General features: G+C 70.0%; 15 protein-coding genes. 6 read left to right on the forward strand and 9 right to left on the reverse strand.

Annotated features, from left to right (window positions below; translation table 11 throughout):
* Nucleotides 1-11: 11 nt before the first annotated feature.
* Entirely contained in the window at nucleotides 12-1196 is a 1185-nt protein-coding gene (locus tag FHS34_RS24095; RefSeq protein WP_184968823.1) for a DUF3103 family protein, read from the reverse strand.
* A 148-nt stretch (nucleotides 1197-1344) separates the two neighbouring features.
* The gene (locus FHS34_RS24100) at nucleotides 1345-1959 is read right to left on the reverse strand and encodes a TetR/AcrR family transcriptional regulator (RefSeq protein ID WP_184968825.1); all 615 of its coding nucleotides are present in this window, start codon (nucleotides 1957-1959) and stop codon (nucleotides 1345-1347) included.
* Nucleotides 1960-2167: 208 nt separating this feature from the next.
* Between FHS34_RS24100 and FHS34_RS24105 the strand changes: the two genes are divergently transcribed.
* The 5 genes from FHS34_RS24105 (at nucleotide 2168) to FHS34_RS24125 (ending at nucleotide 6717) form a co-directional block, all read left to right on the forward strand.
* The gene (locus FHS34_RS24105; protein WP_184968827.1) at nucleotides 2168-3139 is read left to right on the forward strand and encodes a tetratricopeptide repeat protein; all 972 of its coding nucleotides are present in this window, start codon (nucleotides 2168-2170) and stop codon (nucleotides 3137-3139) included.
* A 622-nt stretch (nucleotides 3140-3761) separates the two neighbouring features.
* On the forward strand, nucleotides 3762-4421 hold the full coding sequence (locus tag FHS34_RS24110) for a DUF6230 family protein (protein WP_184968829.1): 660 nt from the start codon (nucleotides 3762-3764) through the stop codon (nucleotides 4419-4421).
* A 117-nt stretch (nucleotides 4422-4538) separates the two neighbouring features.
* Entirely contained in the window at nucleotides 4539-5087 is a 549-nt protein-coding gene (locus FHS34_RS24115) for a DUF6114 domain-containing protein (protein ID WP_184968830.1), read from the forward strand.
* Nucleotides 5077-6477: a hypothetical protein gene (locus tag FHS34_RS24120; protein ID WP_184968832.1), complete on the forward strand. Its 1401-nt coding sequence runs from the start codon at nucleotides 5077-5079 to the stop codon at nucleotides 6475-6477. The genes FHS34_RS24115 and FHS34_RS24120 overlap by 11 nt, the downstream gene beginning before the upstream one ends.
* 90 nt (nucleotides 6478-6567) lie before the next feature.
* Nucleotides 6568-6717 (forward strand): hypothetical protein, encoded by a 150-nt coding sequence (locus tag FHS34_RS24125; protein WP_184968834.1) that lies wholly within the window; start codon nucleotides 6568-6570, stop codon nucleotides 6715-6717.
* Nucleotides 6718-6780: 63 nt separating this feature from the next.
* Here the strand turns inward: FHS34_RS24125 and pyk are convergent, their stop codons facing one another.
* From pyk to pta, 3 genes are all read right to left on the reverse strand, one after another.
* A complete protein-coding gene (gene pyk, locus FHS34_RS24130; protein ID WP_184968836.1) occupies nucleotides 6781-8208 on the reverse strand; it encodes a pyruvate kinase in 1428 nt (475 codons plus the stop codon).
* 87 nt (nucleotides 8209-8295) lie between these two features.
* A complete protein-coding gene (locus FHS34_RS24135) occupies nucleotides 8296-9507 on the reverse strand; it encodes an acetate kinase (protein WP_184968838.1) in 1212 nt (403 codons plus the stop codon).
* Nucleotides 9504-11594, reverse strand: a complete 2091-nt coding sequence (gene pta, locus FHS34_RS24140; RefSeq protein WP_184968840.1) for a phosphate acetyltransferase — start codon at nucleotides 11592-11594, stop codon at nucleotides 9504-9506. Before pta ends, FHS34_RS24135 begins: the two co-directional genes overlap by 4 nt.
* A gap of 200 nt (nucleotides 11595-11794) precedes the next feature.
* On the opposite strand from pta, the gene FHS34_RS24145 reads away from it, so the two are divergent.
* On the forward strand, nucleotides 11795-12820 hold the full coding sequence (locus FHS34_RS24145) for an ATP-dependent 6-phosphofructokinase (protein WP_184968842.1): 1026 nt from the start codon (nucleotides 11795-11797) through the stop codon (nucleotides 12818-12820).
* A 35-nt stretch (nucleotides 12821-12855) separates the two neighbouring features.
* Here FHS34_RS24145 and FHS34_RS24150 read toward each other — a convergent pair whose 3' ends face one another.
* From FHS34_RS24150 to FHS34_RS24165, 4 genes are all read right to left on the reverse strand, one after another.
* On the reverse strand, nucleotides 12856-13566 hold the full coding sequence (locus FHS34_RS24150) for an XRE family transcriptional regulator (RefSeq protein WP_184968844.1): 711 nt from the start codon (nucleotides 13564-13566) through the stop codon (nucleotides 12856-12858).
* 130 nt (nucleotides 13567-13696) lie between these two features.
* Nucleotides 13697-14524, reverse strand: coding sequence for a carbohydrate ABC transporter permease (locus tag FHS34_RS24155; RefSeq protein WP_184968846.1), 828 nt, complete (start codon nucleotides 14522-14524; stop codon nucleotides 13697-13699).
* Complete coding sequence (locus FHS34_RS24160) at nucleotides 14524-15387, reverse strand: carbohydrate ABC transporter permease (protein WP_184968848.1); 864 nt, start codon at nucleotides 15385-15387, stop codon at nucleotides 14524-14526. Before FHS34_RS24160 ends, FHS34_RS24155 begins: the two co-directional genes overlap by 1 nt.
* Nucleotides 15384-16757 (reverse strand): extracellular solute-binding protein, encoded by a 1374-nt coding sequence (locus FHS34_RS24165; RefSeq protein WP_184968856.1) that lies wholly within the window; start codon nucleotides 16755-16757, stop codon nucleotides 15384-15386. The genes FHS34_RS24160 and FHS34_RS24165 overlap by 4 nt, the downstream gene beginning before the upstream one ends.
* Between the last annotated feature and the right edge of the window lie 36 nt (nucleotides 16758-16793).

A 16793-nucleotide genomic window follows, 5' to 3' on the forward strand; every position in this document is an offset into this window, starting at 1 on the left:
GCCTGCGGGCCTCAGAACTCCTGTACGAAGTACGGCTCCACGGTCATCCAGCCGTTGCCGCGGGCGCCGTTGCGGGTGCCGTTGTCGCTGCGGGCCAGGGTGTACCAGGAGTCGACGTAGTCCGGGTCGTCGGTCCACCAGTCGTTCGGGATGGCGTCCAGGACGGCGTTCACCAGCGGGATGTAGGTGCCCTGGTCGGCGATGGTGAGCAGGACGGTGGCGATGGCCTTGGCGAGGTCGCGGTAGTTGGTGCTGCCGTCCTCCTCCATCATCACGGCGTCGGCCAGGTTGTACTTGTAGTTCGACCAGTTCACCAGGATCTGGTTCGGCCGGTACACCGTGCCGTCGTTGTCGAGGTACGGCATGTCGACCGGGTCGACGCGGACCTTGCCGTCCTGGCCGAAGCCGGTGACGAGGGTGTAGATCTCGGCGTCGCCCTTGACCCAGGGCTCCTCGTCGTCGGAGAGCTCCACCGCGGTGATCCGGGTGGTCCAGAATCCGGCGGCGGCCGACGCGGCCTGCCCGGCGGCCTTCCGGGTGCTCTGCGCGGTGGTGGGCACGGGGACCGCGGAGGCGACGCCGCGCCGCTGCAGCTCCGCCCCGAGGATCTTCAGACCGGCGGCCAGTGCCTTGGAGCCGTCGATGTCGACGACGTACACCGGGTGCGCCGGCGCCGTGCGCGCGTCGAGGGTGTGGGCCCTGCCGTGGCTGTCGTAGGCGGTGACGGTGGAGGTGTCGTCGTCTGAGGAGGCCGCGGCGACCCAGGGCGTGCGTCCTGCGGTCAGCGCGGGGCGCATGGAGTCGTCGCCGAGGCGCAGCCGGAGCAGCGGACCGACCTGGCCGTCCAGGCCCTTGGCCACGGCGATGCGGTGGTCGGCGGAGGCCAGGGCGGTTTTCAGGGCGCCGTGGGCCAGCGTGGTGACGGGCACCTGGTCGGAGGCGAGGGCGGCCGTGCGGACGCGGTCGCGCCACGCGGAGTCGGAAAGGGAGCCGGCGATGGCGCGCGCGGCCTGGTCCTGGGCCGTGGCCACCGCGGAGGCGGGCGCGGGGGAGTGGGGAGCCGCCGATGTGGCCGCGGGGAAGTGGGGAGCCGCCGTTGCGGCCGCGGCGCCGAGGGTCTGCCCGGTGCCGAGGGCGGCCAGGGCGGCCGCGAGGGTGACGACGGCGCCGTGGCGGCGGCGGTGACTGGGTCTCACGTGGATCGGTCCTCCTGGCGAGTGGGGTGACGCTGTCAGGTGGAGCGGTTGAGCGAGAGGATCTATGCGAGTAGATCCGCGACCCAGAATGACGGTGACATGACACTGTGACAAGAGGTGTGTCGGTGTCACATGAAGAACGTCGGGATCAGTCGCCGGCCGCGGCGAGCCCGTCCAGCAGGACCGCGGTGAGCCGGGTCGCCCAGTCGGTGTCGACCGGCTCGCAGGAGACCAGGGTCCGGTGCACCACGGCGCCGGCGATCACGTCGAAGATCAGGTCGATCTGCGGGCCCGGGTCGGTCGTGTCGACGGGGATCTCACCCCGGTGCTGGGCGCGACTGCGGCCCTCGACCACCAGCCGCTTCTGCCGGGCCACGATCTTCTCGCGGATCCGCTGCCGCAGGGCCTCGTCATGGGTGGCCTCGGCGACCACCGCCATCAGCGCCGTCTTGGTCGCCGGCTGTTCCAGCAGCTCGGCGAACTGCAGCACGACGTCCTCGATGTCCGCCCGCAGGCTGCCCCGGTCCGGCAGGACCAGCTGGTCGAAAAGGGTGGCGAGGGCGTCGGTCACCAGCTCGCTCTTGCCCGCCCAGCGGCGATAGACCGTCGTCTTTGCAACCCCGGCCCGTGTCGCGACGTCTCCCAAGGTGAGCCCGGACCAGCCGAGTTCGACCAGAGCCTCCCGGGTCGCGGCCAGGATCGCGGTGTCGGCGGCCGCGCTGCGCGGGCGTCCGGTACGGCTGGCGGGGGTGCGGCTCTGCATCCCATGACCATAACCGGCCGTTCACGCGGCGCCGTGAGAGAGATCACCGGTGTGTGGTGTTGCCGGGTGCCCTCATGGCATTACGCTACGGGTCGTAGCGAAAGCTCGTGAGGGACGTACACGGGCGACGACCATCAGGCGTGGGGTGGGGACCCGGCGCCGCACAGCGCTTTTTCATTCAGGCGCCGGATCGGGGGAGGATAGACGCATGCAGCCACGGAACATGTCCATGAGCGGTGTCGTCGACCTCGCCGCGGTGAAGGCCGCCCAGGAGGCCAAGGCCAAGGCCGAGCAGACGCGCGCCGAAGCCGCCAGGCAGGGCGGGACGGGGGCCGTCTCTCCGGCCGATCTCGTCATCGACGTCGATGAGGCGGGGTTCGAGCGGGACGTCCTGCAGCGCTCCGCCGAAGTACCCGTCGTCATCGACTTCTGGGCCGAGTGGTGTGAGCCCTGCAAGCAGCTCAGCCCGGTCCTGGAGCGGCTCGCCGTCGAGTACGACGGGCGCTTCCTCCTCGCCAAGATCGACGTCGACGCCAACCAGATGCTGATGCAGCAGTTCGGGGTGCAGGGCATCCCGGCCGTGTTCGCCGTCGTCGCGGGCCAGGCGCTGCCGCTCTTCCAGGGGGCGGCCGGCGAGCAGCAGATCCGCCAGACCCTGGACCAGCTGGTGACGGTCGCCGAGCAGCGTTTCGGGCTGACCGGTCTGACCGTCGACCCGGACGCCGAGCCGGGCGGTGCCGCGGCCGCGGCACCGGCCGAAGGACCGTACGACGCGGCGCTGAACGCCGCCGCGCAGGCGCTGGACGCGGGCGACCTGGCCGGGGCCGTCCGGGCGTACCAGAGCGTGCTGGCCGACGACCCGGCCCACCCGGAGGCCAAACTGGGCATGGCCCAGGCGGAGTTGCTCCAGCGGGTGCAGGACATGGACCCGCAGAAGGTGCGTCAGGAGGCCGCCGAGCGGCCGAAGGACGTCGATGCGCAGATCGCCGCCGCCGACCTGGACCTGGTGGGCGGTCATGTGGAGGACGCCTTCGGGCGGCTCATCGAGACCGTGCAGCGCACGGCGGGTGACGACCGGGACGCCGTACGGCGCCGGTTGCTGGAGCTGTTCGAGGTCGTGGGCCCGGAGGACCCGCGGGTGATCGGGGCGCGCCGGGCGCTGGCCCGGGCGTTGTTCTGACCAGTCGCTAAACGCCACGGCTTGTGATGCCGGGGTGAAAGATTCGCCGACGAGGCGTCACGGGGCCGCGCTTTACCAAATCTTGGTAATCGCGGCCTCTGTTACTCGGAGTAAATCGAAGCCGTTGGTCTGTCTGGATTCGTCCAGAGATCAACGGCTTTGCTCTGCCCATGATTGCCACCGAGTGTCGCGGACCGAGATCGGTCGGTCGTCCTCCGGTTATCCGGCCGTTACTAGCCAGTAACGAACCCCCTTGTGTCCGGGCCGAGAATGCACCACGATCGGCGACGCTCGGTCCATTCCCGTACCCCGGCATCCGGCCGGGTCGCGGGAGACTCTGGGTCCCCACCGAGCAGGCCCTGCGGCAGTGGCGCCGGGTCTAGGGCAGGGGGGTCTTCGCCGGCCGGCGAAGCCTGTCCAGCAAGGTTGTGCGTGATGTGTGTCAGGCGCGACCAGTGGTTGTCGCTCGGGGGTGATCGCCGGTGATTCGGGCGCGAACGCGCCTCCGGGTACGGGCGCTCTCCTTCCCGAGGACGTAGCACTTCTCCCATCCCTGCCTGACCGAGCCGCCGACTGGGGCGCGAGTCAGGGCCAGGAGATGTACGTCCGAGAAGGAGGAAATATGGAGTCCCAGGTGCGTGGCGGGACCAGATGGAAGCGGTTCGCTGTGGTCATGGTGCCCAGCGTCGCCGCGACGGCAGCGATAGGTGTCGCCCTCGCGCAGGGCGCCCTCGCGGCCTCGTTCAGTGTGTCGGGCCAGGAGTTCAAGGTGAGCGCCGGCAAGCTCGTCGGCCACGGCTTCACCCAGTACGGCTCGCTCGACACGGGCAAGAGCCTGGACGGCAGCGAGGACCAGGCGCACCCGGTGGCGGTCTCGGCCTTCAACACGGCCGAGATCACCAACATGTGCCAGTCCGTGGTCACGCCGATCCCGTTCCTGAACAAGAACGTCACCCTGAAGCTGACGGCCGGCGACAAGGGTAAGGACGTCGAGGCGTCGAAGCTCTACATCGACGTTGCCAACCTCAAGGCCGACGAGGCCGTGTTCAGCGAGATGGACATCGGCGTCGCGGCGGGCAGCGCCACCAAGGGCCCCAGGCCCAACAGCGAGGAGTACAGGCAGAAGCACTCCAGCCCGTACGGGTTCGCGCAGCAGGCCGACACGGCCACGCTGACCGGCGTGGAGCAGACGGCGTGGGCGACCACCGCCGGTACGTTCAAGCTGTCCAACCTGCACATGGGGCTGCAGTGGGGCAGCGGCAAGGGCATCGAGTGCTACTAGGCACTCGGTGACGGGCGGGGAAGCCGCTGGTTTCCCCGCCTAGCCTCCCTGCCCTCACCGGCCGTCCCACCCCAGCACCACTTCACAGAGCAACGCCGCACCAGGGAGCTGTTTTCCATGAGCGCCGAGACTTCTGCCGCCCCCGGCCAGTTCACCCACCGTAGGCAGCAGTTCCGCGCCTGGCGGGGCAACCGCCCGTTCTGGGCGGGTCTGTACGTCATGCTCGGTGGTTTTCCGATCATGTACTTCCCGTACGCGCACATCAAACTGGGCTCGCTGACGGTGGCGATGGCGACCACCGCGGGAGCCGGATCCCTGATCATCGGCGTGCTCCTCGTCGTCCTGGGACTGACCCTGTGGTTCCAGCAGCACGTACGGGTCTTCGCCGGCGTCGCCGCGATCCTGCTTGCGCTGGTGTCCCTCCCGGTCTCCAACTTCGGCGGCTTCATCATCGGCTTCCTGTTCGCGCTGTTCGGCGGGGCCATGGCGGTGGCCTGGGCGCCGTCGAAGCCCGGCCGCCGGAAGGCGGCCGAGACGGCCACGGAGGACGGCGACGACGCACCCGGGGACGCGCTGCCCGAGACGGACCAGCAGGTGGACGAGGCAACCGATCTGTCAGGAACGAGCCCGGCCTACGGGGCGAACGGGAGGCACAGTGCCGGCTGACGAGGTGACGCGCGGGGCCGCTGCGGACACGGCCCGTGCGAGAACCGGGCCGCGGCACGCGGCCCCGAAGAGGCCGCTGTTCACCAGGTTCCACATGCCGGCCGGCAAGGCGATAGCAAGCGTGGCGATGCCGACCGCGGTGATCGTGGGCCTCGGGTTCACGTCCTCGCTCGCTCTCGCCGACAACGGCGGCCCTTCGCCGTCGAACAGCCAGCAGGCCGAGGAGTACAAGGACTGCGTCAAGGCGCTGGGCGACGACAAGGACCCCTCCGCCTCGCCGTCACCGTCCGCCTCCGCCGACGCCGGCCAGGATGCGCAGGACGGCACGGACGGCAAGGACACCGGCGGCACCGGGGACACGGGCACGACCTCTTCGCCGGATTCAGGTTCCGGCGACAAGGCGGAGCCCTCGAAGAGCCCGTCGACCGGCACGCCCGGCTCCGGCGACACCTCCGGCTCCGGCGACACCTCCGGCACCGGTGACACCTCCGGCTCCGGCTCCGCCGGTGACACAGCGGAGCCGGCCCCGGAGAAGACCGCGGAGAAGCCCGCGGACAAGGGCGGCGACATCCTCGGCACCATCGGTGACACGCTCGGGGACATCCTCACCGGCGGCCACAAGGACACCCCGTCGGACACCCCCACGCCGGCCGACACCGCCACCCCGACGCCGTCCGCGTCGCAGTCGTCGGCCCCGGCCCCCTCGTCCAGCACCGCCCCCGCGGACACCGGCAAGACCGGCGACTCCGCGCAGGACGAGGTGAAGAAGGCGACGGACACCGTCCAGGACACGGTGAAGAAGACCGTCGGGGACAAGGCGAAGGACACCGTCGAGGACGCGGGCAAGAAGGCGGAGGACGCCGCGGACACTGCGGACGCCGGAACCGCGTCGCCGACCCCCGGCCCCTCCGCCAAGGACTGCCTGGCCGCCACGGAGGACGAGGGCGGCGTCGACAACAAGGTGATGGTGGCGGACGACCCCTGGTACCTGAACGCCAGCTCCCTGTACCTGAAGCGCGCCGACTACCAGGGCATCGTCGAGGTGCAGACGGCGAGCGGCGCCAAGAAGAAGGTGCTGAAGTACGTCATCTCCGGCGGCACCGAGATCGGGGACCTCCACCAGACGGTGAAGGACAAGCTGACGAAGAAGACGTACCACGTCCAGGCGGCCAAGGGCTCGGAGTCCACCATCACCGGCGGCGACACGGTGATGTACACCGAGAGCATCTCGGGCAACCTGTTCGGGCTGATCCCGGTGACGTTCAGCCCCGACAGCCCGCCCCCGCTGAACATCCCGTACATCTACTTCACCAACGTGAAGGTCACCCAGGCCGCCCAGTTCGGCGGCAACCTGACCATCCCCGGGATGCGTCAGTACGTCGAGGACTGAGCGCCGCCCTCGCCGAGAACCTATCCGGGAGCCGCGACCGTGCCCCGCCGGGTGTGACCCGGCGGGGCACGGTCCTTCCCGTTCGCGAGCGTGCAGCTCTCGCCTCAACCCAAGGGCGATATGTTCCTGGTGCGCGGTGGCGCGTTCACGGAGGAGCCGTTCCACATCCGGCTGGGCTTCTACCGGGAGAACTTCGGCACGCTGGCGCGCGCCATGGCGGAGGCGGCGGCGCAGGTGTGACACCGGTGAAACACCGGGGGCGCCCCCTGTCACAGGGGGCGCCCCCGGTGCCGTTCAGGGCCTCTACTTGCTCTGGCCGCCCAGGTGGTGGACGCGGAGCATGTTGGTGGTGCCGGGGACCCCGGGGGGCGAGCCGGCGGTGATGATGACGGTGTCACCCGCGTCGAACCGGCCGAGCCGGGCGATCTCCTGGTCCACCAGGTCGACCATCTCGTCGGTGGTGTTCACGAACGGCACCACGTGCGACTCCACGCCCCAGCTGAGGGTGAGCTGGTTGCGGGTGCCCTCGTCCGTGGTGAAGGCGATGATCGGCTGGGTCGCGCGATAACGGGACAGGCGGCGCGCGGTGTCACCGGACTGGGTGAAGGCGATCAGGCCCTTGCCGCCGAGGAAGTCGGCGATCTCGGCGGCCGCGCGGGCCACCGAACCGCCCTGGGTGCGCGGCTTCTTGCCCGGCACCAGCGGCTGCAGGCCCTTGGAGAGCAGCTCCTGCTCGGCCGCCGTGACGATCTTCGACATGGTCTTGACCGTCTCGACCGGGTAGGCGCCCACGCTGGACTCCGCGGACAGCATGACCGCGTCGGCACCGTCCAGGATCGCGTTGGCGACGTCGGAGGCCTCGGCGCGGGTCGGGCGCGAGTTGGTGATCATCGACTCCATCATCTGGGTCGCCACGATCACCGGCTTGGCGTTGCGCCGGCACATCTCCACCAGGCGCTTCTGCACCATCGGGACCTTCTCCAGCGGGTACTCGACGGCGAGGTCTCCGCGGGCCACCATGACGGCGTCGAACGCCGCGACGACCTCCTCCATGTTCTCGACCGCCTGCGGCTTCTCCACCTTGGCGATCACCGGGACGCGGCGGCCCTCCTCGTCCATCACGCGGTGGACGTCCTGCACGTCCTTGGCGTCACGGACGAAGGACAGCGCGACCATGTCGCAGCCCATGCGGAGGGCGAAGCGCAGGTCCTCGATGTCCTTCTCGGACAGCGCGGGCACGTTGACGGCCGCGCCGGGCAGGTTGATGCCCTTGTGGTCGGAGACGACACCGCCCTCGATGACGATCGTCCGCACCCGCGGGCCCTCGACGTCCAGGACCTTCAGCTCGACGTTTCCGTCGTTGATCAGGACCTGGTCACCGCGCGAGACGTCGCCCGGCAGCCCCTTGTACGTCGTACCGCAGATCTGCTTGTCGCCCGGCACGTCCTCGGTCGTGATGACGAACTCGTCACCGCGCTCCAGCTCGACCGGACCCTCGGCGAAGGTCTCCAGGCGGATCTTCGGGCCCTGCAGGTCGGCGAGGACGCCGATGGGGCGGCCGGTCTCCTTGGACGCGGCCCGGACGCGGTCGTACCGCGCCTGGTGCTCGGCGTGGGTGCCGTGGCTGAAGTTGAACCGGGCTACGTTCATGCCCGCCTCGATCATGGCGACGAGCATCTCGTGGGAGTCGACCGCGGGGCCGAGAGTACAGACGATTTTCGAACGGCGCATGGGGCGATCCTATCGGTTTGTTTCGCTACGGAATATTCCGTCTGGCGGAAAGTACAAATGAGTGCCACACCGCTCAGGTGCTGCTATTCAGTTGTTCTTTCCGACCAGTGCGTAGGTCTGCGTCGCGATCTCCAGTTCTTCATCCGTCGGCACCACGGCGACCGCCACCCGGGCGGACTCGGGCGAAATCAGCCGCGGCTCGTCCCCGCGCACGGCGTTGCGCTCCGGGTCGACCGCCAGACCCAGGCCCTCCAGGCCCGTGATCGCCGCCTCCCGCACCGGTGCCGCGTTCTCGCCGACACCGGCGGTGAAGGCGACCGCGTCCACCGTGCCGAGCACCGCGTAATAGGCGCCGATGTACTTCTTGAGCCGGTGAATGTAAATGTCGAAGGCGAGCGCGGCCTCCTCGTCGCCCTCGTCGATCCGGCGGCGGATCTCCCGCATGTCGTTGTCCCCGCACAGACCGAACAGACCGCTCCTCTTGTTGAGAAGAGTGTCGATCTCGTCCATGGACATATCCCCAACCCGTGCCAAATGGAAGATGACGGCCGGGTCCAGATCACCGGAGCGCGTACCCATCACGAGCCCCTCCAAAGGCGTCAGCCCCATGGAGGTGTCCACGCACCGGCCCTTCTCGACCGCGGAGGCGGAGGCCCCGTTGCCCAGGTGCAGCACGATCACGTTGACCTCGGACGGGTCCTTGCCCAGCAGCCGGGCGGTCTCCCGGGACACATACGCGTGCGAGGTGCCGTGGAAGCCGTAGCGGCGGATCCGGTGGCGGTCGGCGATCTTCGGGTCGATCGCGTAGCGCGCCGCCGACTCCGGCATCGTCGTGTGGAACGCCGTGTCGAAGACGGCGACCTGGGGCAGGTCGGGGCGCAGCGCCTGCGCGGTGCGGATGCCGGTGAGGTTGGCCGGGTTGTGCAGCGGGGCGACCGGGATCAGCCGCTCGATCTCGGTGAGCACCTCCTCGTCGATGACAGTGGGCTCGGTGAAGAACAGCCCGCCGTGCACCACCCGGTGCCCGATCGCGGCCAGTTCGGGGGAGTCCAGGCCGAGGCCGTCCCGGCTCAGTTCCCCGGCGACCGCCTTGAGGGCGGCGTCGTGGTCGGCGATCGGCCCGGTGTGCTCACGGATGTCGCCGGAGGCCAGACAGGTGTGCTTGAGCCGGGAGGTCTGCTCGCCGATGCGCTCGACCAGCCCCACCGCGAGACGGCTGCTGTCCCGCATGTCCAGCAGTTGGTACTTCAACGACGAGGAGCCGGAGTTGAGGACGAGGACACGGGTGGGGGAGGTCACTGCTGGGACGCCTTCTCGCTCGGGTTCTGGGCCTGGATGGCCGTGATGGCGACGGTGTTGACGATGTCCTGGACGAGCGCGCCCCGGGACAGGTCGTTGACCGGCTTGCGCAGACCCTGCAGGACCGGGCCGACGGCGATCGCGCCGGCCGAACGCTGCACGGCCTTGTAGGTGTTGTTGCCGGTGTTGAGGTCGGGGAAGATCAGCACGCTGGCCTGACCGGCGACCTCGGAGCCGGGCAGCTTGGTGGCGGCCACGGACGGCTCCACGGCCGCGTCGTACTGGATCGGGCCCTCGATCTTCAGGTCCGGCCGGCGCGAGCGCGCCAGCTCGGTCGCCTCGCGCACCTTGTCGACGTCGGCGCCCGACCCGGACGTACCCGTCGAGTACGACAGCATCGCGATCCGCGGCTCCACACCGAACTGCGCCGCAGTGCCCGCCGACTGGATGGCGATGTCCGCCAGCTGCTCGGCGTTCGGGTCCGGGTTGACCGCGCAGTCGCCGTAGACCAGCACCTTGTCGGCCAGGCACATGAAGAACACCGACGAGACGATCGAGGACTCCGGCTGGGTCTTGATGATCTCGAAGGCGGGCCGGATGGTGGCGGCCGTGGAGTGCACCGAACCGGACACCATGCCGTCGGCCAGGCCCTCCTGGACCATCAGGGTGCCGAAGTAGTTCACGTCCGACACGACGTCGTAGGCCAGTTCGACGGTGACGCCCTTGTGGGCGCGCAGCCCCGCGTACTTCTCCGCGAAGGCGTCGCGCAGTTCGGAGCGGGCCGGGTCGATCAGCTGGGTGTCGCCGAGGTCGATGCCGAGGTCGGCGGCCTTCTTGCGGATCTGGTCCTCGGGGCCGAGCAGCGTCAGGTCGCACACTCCCCGGCGCAGCAGCACCTCGGCCGCGTGCAGCACCCGCTCCTCGGTGCCCTCCGGGAGCACGACCCGCCGCTTGTCGGAGCGGGCCTGTTCGAGCAGCTTGTGCTCGAACATCATCGGGGTCACCCGGTCGCTGCTCGGCGCCGAGACCCGGCGGGCCAGGTCGGCGGTGTCGGCGTACCGCTCGAACAGGCCGAGCGCGGTCTCCGCCTTGCGCGGGGTGGCCGCCGTCATCTTCCCCTCCAGGGAGAAGAGCCGCTCGGCGGTGGGGAAGCTGTTGCCGGCCACGGACAGCACCGGGGTGCCCGGGGCGAGGCGCGCGGCCAGGGTGAGGATCTCGTCGCGCGGCACCTCGTTCAGGGTCAGCAGCACACCGGCTATGGGCGGGGTGCCGGCACTGTGCGCGGCCAGCGAGCCGACGACCAGGTCGGCGCGGTCGCCCGGGGTCACGACGAGGCAGCCCGGGGTCAGGGCGCCCAGCAGGTTGGGCAGCATGGCGCCGCCGAAGACGAAGTCCAGCGCGTCCCGGGCGAGACCGGAGTCGTCGCCGAGCAGCACCTTGGCGTCGAGGGCGTGGGCGATCTGGGCGACGGTCGGCGCGGACAGCGCGGGCTCGTCGGGGACGACGTAACACGGCACCGGCAGCCGGTTCGCGAGCCGCTCGGCGATCTCGTCGCGGTCCTCGCGGGCCACCCGGTTGGTGACCATGGCCAGCACGTCGCACCCGAGACCGTCGTACGCGCGGTAGGCGTTGCGGGTCTCGGCCAGCACCGACTCGGCGGCCTGCTTGCGGCCGCCGACCACCGGGATCACCGACGCGCCGAACTCGTTGGCGAGCCGGGCGTTCAGGGACAGCTCGTCCGGCAGCTGGGTGTCGGCGAAGTCGGTGCCGAGGACCAGGACGACGTCGTAGTCGCGGGCCACCAGGTGGAAGCGGTCGACGAGGGTGGAGACCAGCTCGTCGGTGCCCTGTTCGGCCTGGAGCGCGGACGCCTCGTGGTAGTCCATGCCGTAGACGGTCGCCGGGTTCTGGGAGAGGCGGTACCGCGAGCGCAGCAGCTCGAACATCCGGTCGGGCCGGTCGTGGACGAGCGGACGGAACACCCCCACCCGGTCGACCTGCCGGGTCAGGAGTTCCATGACTCCCAGCTCCACGACCTGGCGGCCGTCACCCCGGTCGATCCCGGTCACGTACACGCTGCGCGTCACGTGTCCCACTCCGTTCCTCATATCGCTCGGTCGCGTCTGTCGCGTCGTCGGCATAAAAATCGCTCACCGAGGTGAGCTGGACCCTCTTGACAATACCCCTGCTGCCGGATAAGGCGCCCGTCAGGATTTCACCGGTCCGGCGGACGTGAAAGAATCGCACTGGCTCACCGGCACCGACAGCGAGCAGGAGACACAGCACGATGCGCATCGGAGTTCTCACCGCAGGCGGCGACTGCCCCGGCCTGAACGCCGTGATCCGCTCGGTCGTGCACCGGGCCGTGGCGCAGTACGGCGACGAGGTCATCGGCTTCGAGGACGGCTACCGGGGTCTGCTCGACCGTCACTACCGCACCCTCGACCTGGACGCGGTCAGCGGCATCCTGGCCCGCGGCGGCACCATCCTCGGTTCCTCCCGGCTGGAGCGCGACCGGCTGCGGGAGGCCTGCGAGGGGGCCGCCGACATGGTCGAGGAGTTCGGCATCGACGCGCTGATCCCGATCGGCGGCGAGGGCACCCTGACCGCGGCCCGCATGCTCTCCGACGCCGGCCTCCCGGTGGTCGGCGTGCCCAAGACCATCGACAACGACATCTCCTCCACCGACCGCACCTTCGGCTTCGACACGGCCGTCGGTGTGGCCACCGAGGCGATGGACCGGCTGAAGACCACCGCCGAGTCGCACCAGCGGGTGATGGTCGTGGAGGTCATGGGCCGGCACGCCGGCTGGATCGCCCTGGAGTCCGGCATGGCCGCCGGCGCCCACGGCATCTGCCTGCCCGAGCGGCCCTTCGACCCCGCCGACCTGGTCAAGATGGTCGAGGAACGCTTCGCCCGCGGCAAGAAGTTCGCCGTCGTCTGCGTCGCCGAGGGCGCCCACCCCGCCGACGGCACCATGGACTACGGCAAGGGCGAGATCGACCAGTACGGCCACGAGCGCTTCCAGGGCATCGGCACCGCCCTCGCCTACGAACTGGAGCGGCGCCTCGGCAAGGAGGCCAAGCCGGTCATCCTCGGCCACGTCCAGCGCGGTGGCGTGCCCACCGCCTACGACCGCGTCCTCGCCACCCGCTTCGGCTGGCACGCCGTCGAGGCCGCGCACCGCGGGCAGTTCGGCCGGATGACCGCGCTGCGCGGCACCGACGTCGTGATGGTGCCGCTCGCGGAGGCCGTCACCGAGCTGAAGACGGTGCCCAAGGACCGGATGGACGAGGCCGAGTCGGTCTTCTGAGCCCTACGTCACCCGGCCGGGTGAAGGACCGGCGGTCAGCCGGTCCTGCTCTCGACGGACGTCCAGAAGTTCTCGACGATCCCGTCCAGGAAGGTCTGCCCCGACTCGCTCGCGCTCCTGCTGCCGCCGCCCCAGCTGAGGGTGGCCGCCATGTGCCCCTGGTAGTCCTGGTGCAGCTCCTGCAGGACGTGCTCCACGACGCCCTTGTCCAGCGGGGCGAGCTTCATCACCGGCCGCACATAGGCCTGCCAGCGGGTCGTCACCGCGCTGTGCAGCAGATCGGCGAGCTTCGCCTCGCGTCCGGTGACGGCGACGAAGTCGGGCAGGGCGAGGTCCAGGATCTGCGCGAGCGCGGCCGACTGGCGCTCGTTGCCCCGCCACTGCCCGCTCTCCTCCGCCCGCAGATACGCGTGCAGCTCCATGCCGACCGCGTGGGCGACGTCCTCGGGGGCGACGGCGCGGGAGATGCGATGTTCGCGCAAGGTCCGCGGCCGGCCGATGAGCTCGCCCGGCGAACACCACAACACACCCGCCAGCGCGGTGAGTTCGGGGTTGCCGGGCGCGATCGTGCCGCGTTCCCAGGCGATCACGAGATCAGGGGTGACGTACGGCAGCCCGTACGAGGCACGCATGCCGTAGGCGACGTGCTCGGGCCCCATGCCCAGCGCGGCGCGGAGCCTGCGGGCGGCCGGGGCGTTGAACGGGGGAGCCGGGTTCGGTTGGGCTGAGTGGCGCACCCGGCACAAAGTAGGGGCGCGCGGCGGCGTTGACTACGGTCGGTTCCGCCGAGATCACGGATCGTAGGAACGTACGGGGTGATCGCGCAGAGTGAGATGGCACTCGGTGTCACCGCCTGTGACCTGGTGTTACCTCGCGTCACCCCTTCACCGCCCCGCCCAGCGCGAACCCGCCGCCCAGCCGGCGTGACACCAGAACATACAAAAGGATCACCGGCGTCGAATAGATCACGGAGAACGCGGCGAGCTGCCCGTAGGCCACCATGCCCCGGTTGCCGAAGAAGTCGTTGATGCTCACCGAGGCCGGCATCCGGTCCGGGGTGAGCAGCAGCATGAACGGGACGAAGAAGTTGCCCCACATCATCACGAACGAGAACACGGTCACGACGGCGAGCCCGGGACCCATCAGCGGCAGCACGATCCGGACCAGGGACTGCAGCGGGGAGGCACCGTCGGTCCAGGCCGCCTCCTCCAGTTCCCTCGGCACCCCGTCCATGAAGTTCTTCGTCAGCCAGATGGCGAACGGGAGCTGGGAGGCGGCGAAGAAGAGGATCGTGCCCTGGAGGGTGTCGATCAGGTTCACCCGGACGAACAGCGCGTACACCGGAACCATGATCGCCGTGATGGGCAGGCTCGTCGCGAACAGGATCGTCAGCAGGAACGGCCGGTTCAGCCGGGACCGGAACCGGGACAGCGGATACGCGGCGAGGGCGGCACAGACGACGGTCAGCGCCGTGGCGCCCCCGCACAGGACCAGGCTGTTCAGCAGCGGGGTGTAGGTGATCTCCGGGGTCAGGACCGCGTCGAAGTTGTCCAGGGTGAGCCCGTCCGGGACCCGGACCCGCAGGCCGGCGTGCGGGTCCACGGCGGACAGCAGCACCCAGGCCAGCGGCAGGGCGAACGCGGCGGCCGCGGCGAGCAGCGAGACGTCGGCGGCGAGCCGCCGGGAGGCGCGCGTGCGGGGCATCAGACCTCCGTCCGCAGCAGACGCAGATGGACGAAGGAGAACAGGGCGCCGACGAGCAGCAGGAGCAGGGCGACCGCGGTGCCGTAACCGATCATGCTGTTCTGGAAGGCCTGCTCGTACATGAACAGCGGCAGCGTCTGGCTCCGGTCCCCGGGGCCGCCCCGGGTCATCACCCAGATCAGCCCGAAGACGGAGAGCGTCTGGAGGGTGTTGAGCATGAGGTTGGTGCCGATGGAGCGGCGGATCATCGGCAGCGTGATGTGCCACAGCCGCCGCCACCCGCCGGCCCCGTCCACCTCGGCGGCCTCCGTGATCTCGGCCGGGATCTCGTCGAGCGCCGCGGAGTAGACGAGCATCGAGAACGCCGTACCGCGCCAGACGTTCGCGAAGGACACGGCGAGGACCGGCAGCGTGAACAGCCAGTTCTGCCGGGGCAGGTGCAGCCAGTCCAGGATGGCGTTCAGGGTGCCCTCGCGCCGGAAGAACGCGTACAGCAGGAACCCGGCCACCACCTCCGGCAGTACCCACGCGGTGACGACGATCCCGCCGGTGAGGGTGCGGACGGGCTTCGACGCCCGTTGCATCAGCGCGGCCAGGGCGAGCCCCAGGGTGTTCTGCCCGACGAGCGAGGACAGCACCGTGAACACCACGGTCAGCCAGACGGCGTTCAGGAACGCCTCGTCGCGGAAGGCACGGCGGAAGTTGGCGAGGCCGACGAACGAGGAGTGGGCCTGACCGGTCAGCTGGAGGTCGGTGAAGGCGATGGAGACGCAGTAGGCGATCGGGCCGGCGAGGAAGAGGAGCAGGAGGACGACGGCGGGCCCGAGGGGAAGGGCTCTGGCGAGCCGGGGCAGGTGCCTCACTTCTCGACCACTCGGCCGCCGGTGACGTCCTGGAGCGTCGAGTCGTACTCGCTCGCCGCCTCCGGCACGGACCGGTCGCCGGTGGTCACGCTCTCCGTGGCCTCCTGGACGGCGGTCGACACCTTCGGGTACGCCGGGTACGCGGGCCGGTAGTGGGTGCCGGCCACCAGGCCGGTGAAGAACGAGATGCCGGGCTGGGCGCCGGCGTAGGCCGGGTCGGCGGCGACGTCCTCGCGCACGGCGATACCGGAGTTGGCGAGGTACCACTTCCGGGCGTTGTCCTTCGTCTGCATCGTCCGGATGAAGTCGAAGGCGAGGCCGGGGTTGGCCGCCTTGGCCGGGATGGACCAGGTCCAGCCGCCGGACATGCTCACCTTGCCCGGCGCCTGCCCGTGCTGGGTGGGCATGTGGGCGAGACCCAGCCGCCGGGACCAGTCCGGCCACTCGTGCCCGCTGCCCGGCAGCCACGCCTGCGGCAGCCAGGAGCCGTCGAGGTCGATGCCGAGGCGGCCCTCGGGGAGCAGCTCCCCGTTGACGGTGGTGGCGAAGTTGGGGTCGAGGGCGTCGGAGACGTCGGGGCCGAGCTTCTCCTTGTAGACGGTCTCCACGAAGGAGAGAGCGTCCCGGAAGCCCTGCCCGGCCGTGAACCACTTCTTCGTCGCGCTGTCGTAGAGCGGATCGGAGGAGCCGTCGCCCGTTCCGTACAGGAGCATCTCGAACCCCTGCATCGTGGACCGCTCACCCGCCGGCTTGCCGGTGTAGACGTTGAGCGGCGTGACCCCGGGGACCTTCTTCTTGATGGTCCGCGCGGCGGCGAGGAGGTCGTCCCAGTTCTTCGGCTGCCAGTCCATGGGCAGCCCGGCCTTTGCGAAGACCCGCTTGTCGAACCAGAGCCCGCGGGTGTCGGTCCCGTCCGGAACGCCGTACGTCTTCCCGTCCTGGCCCTTCGCGGCGGCCTTCGCGGTCTCCATGAACCGGCTCCAGTCCGGCCACTTGGCGAGGTACGCGTCGAGCGGCCTCAGGTAACCGCTGGTGATGTCGGAGTTGATGAGGAAGGTGTCCTCGTAGACCAGGTCCGGGGCGGTCCGCGGCGACCGCAGCATCTGCTGGAGCTTGGTGTAGTACTCCGAGTCCGGGGCCTTGATGGGCACGAACTCCACCTTCTTGCCGGGGTGCTTCTGCTCGAACTGCTCCTTCATGTCGGCGAGATAGGTGTCCATCACCTTGACGGAGTTGTCGGTGGACTGCTTGTAGGACACCTTGACCGTGTCCGGGCTGCTGCCGGAGCCGGTGCCGCACGCGGTGAGGGCGGTGGCGGCCAGGGCGACGGCGAGGAGGGGGGTGAGGGCGGCGGTGGGGCGCACGGGCATGACCTCCTGAGCACACGTGGGGGTGGCGCGGAGATT

The sequence above is a fragment of the Streptomyces echinatus genome, from assembly GCF_014203595.1.
Classification (GTDB): Bacteria; Actinomycetota; Actinomycetes; order Streptomycetales; family Streptomycetaceae; genus Streptomyces; species Streptomyces echinatus.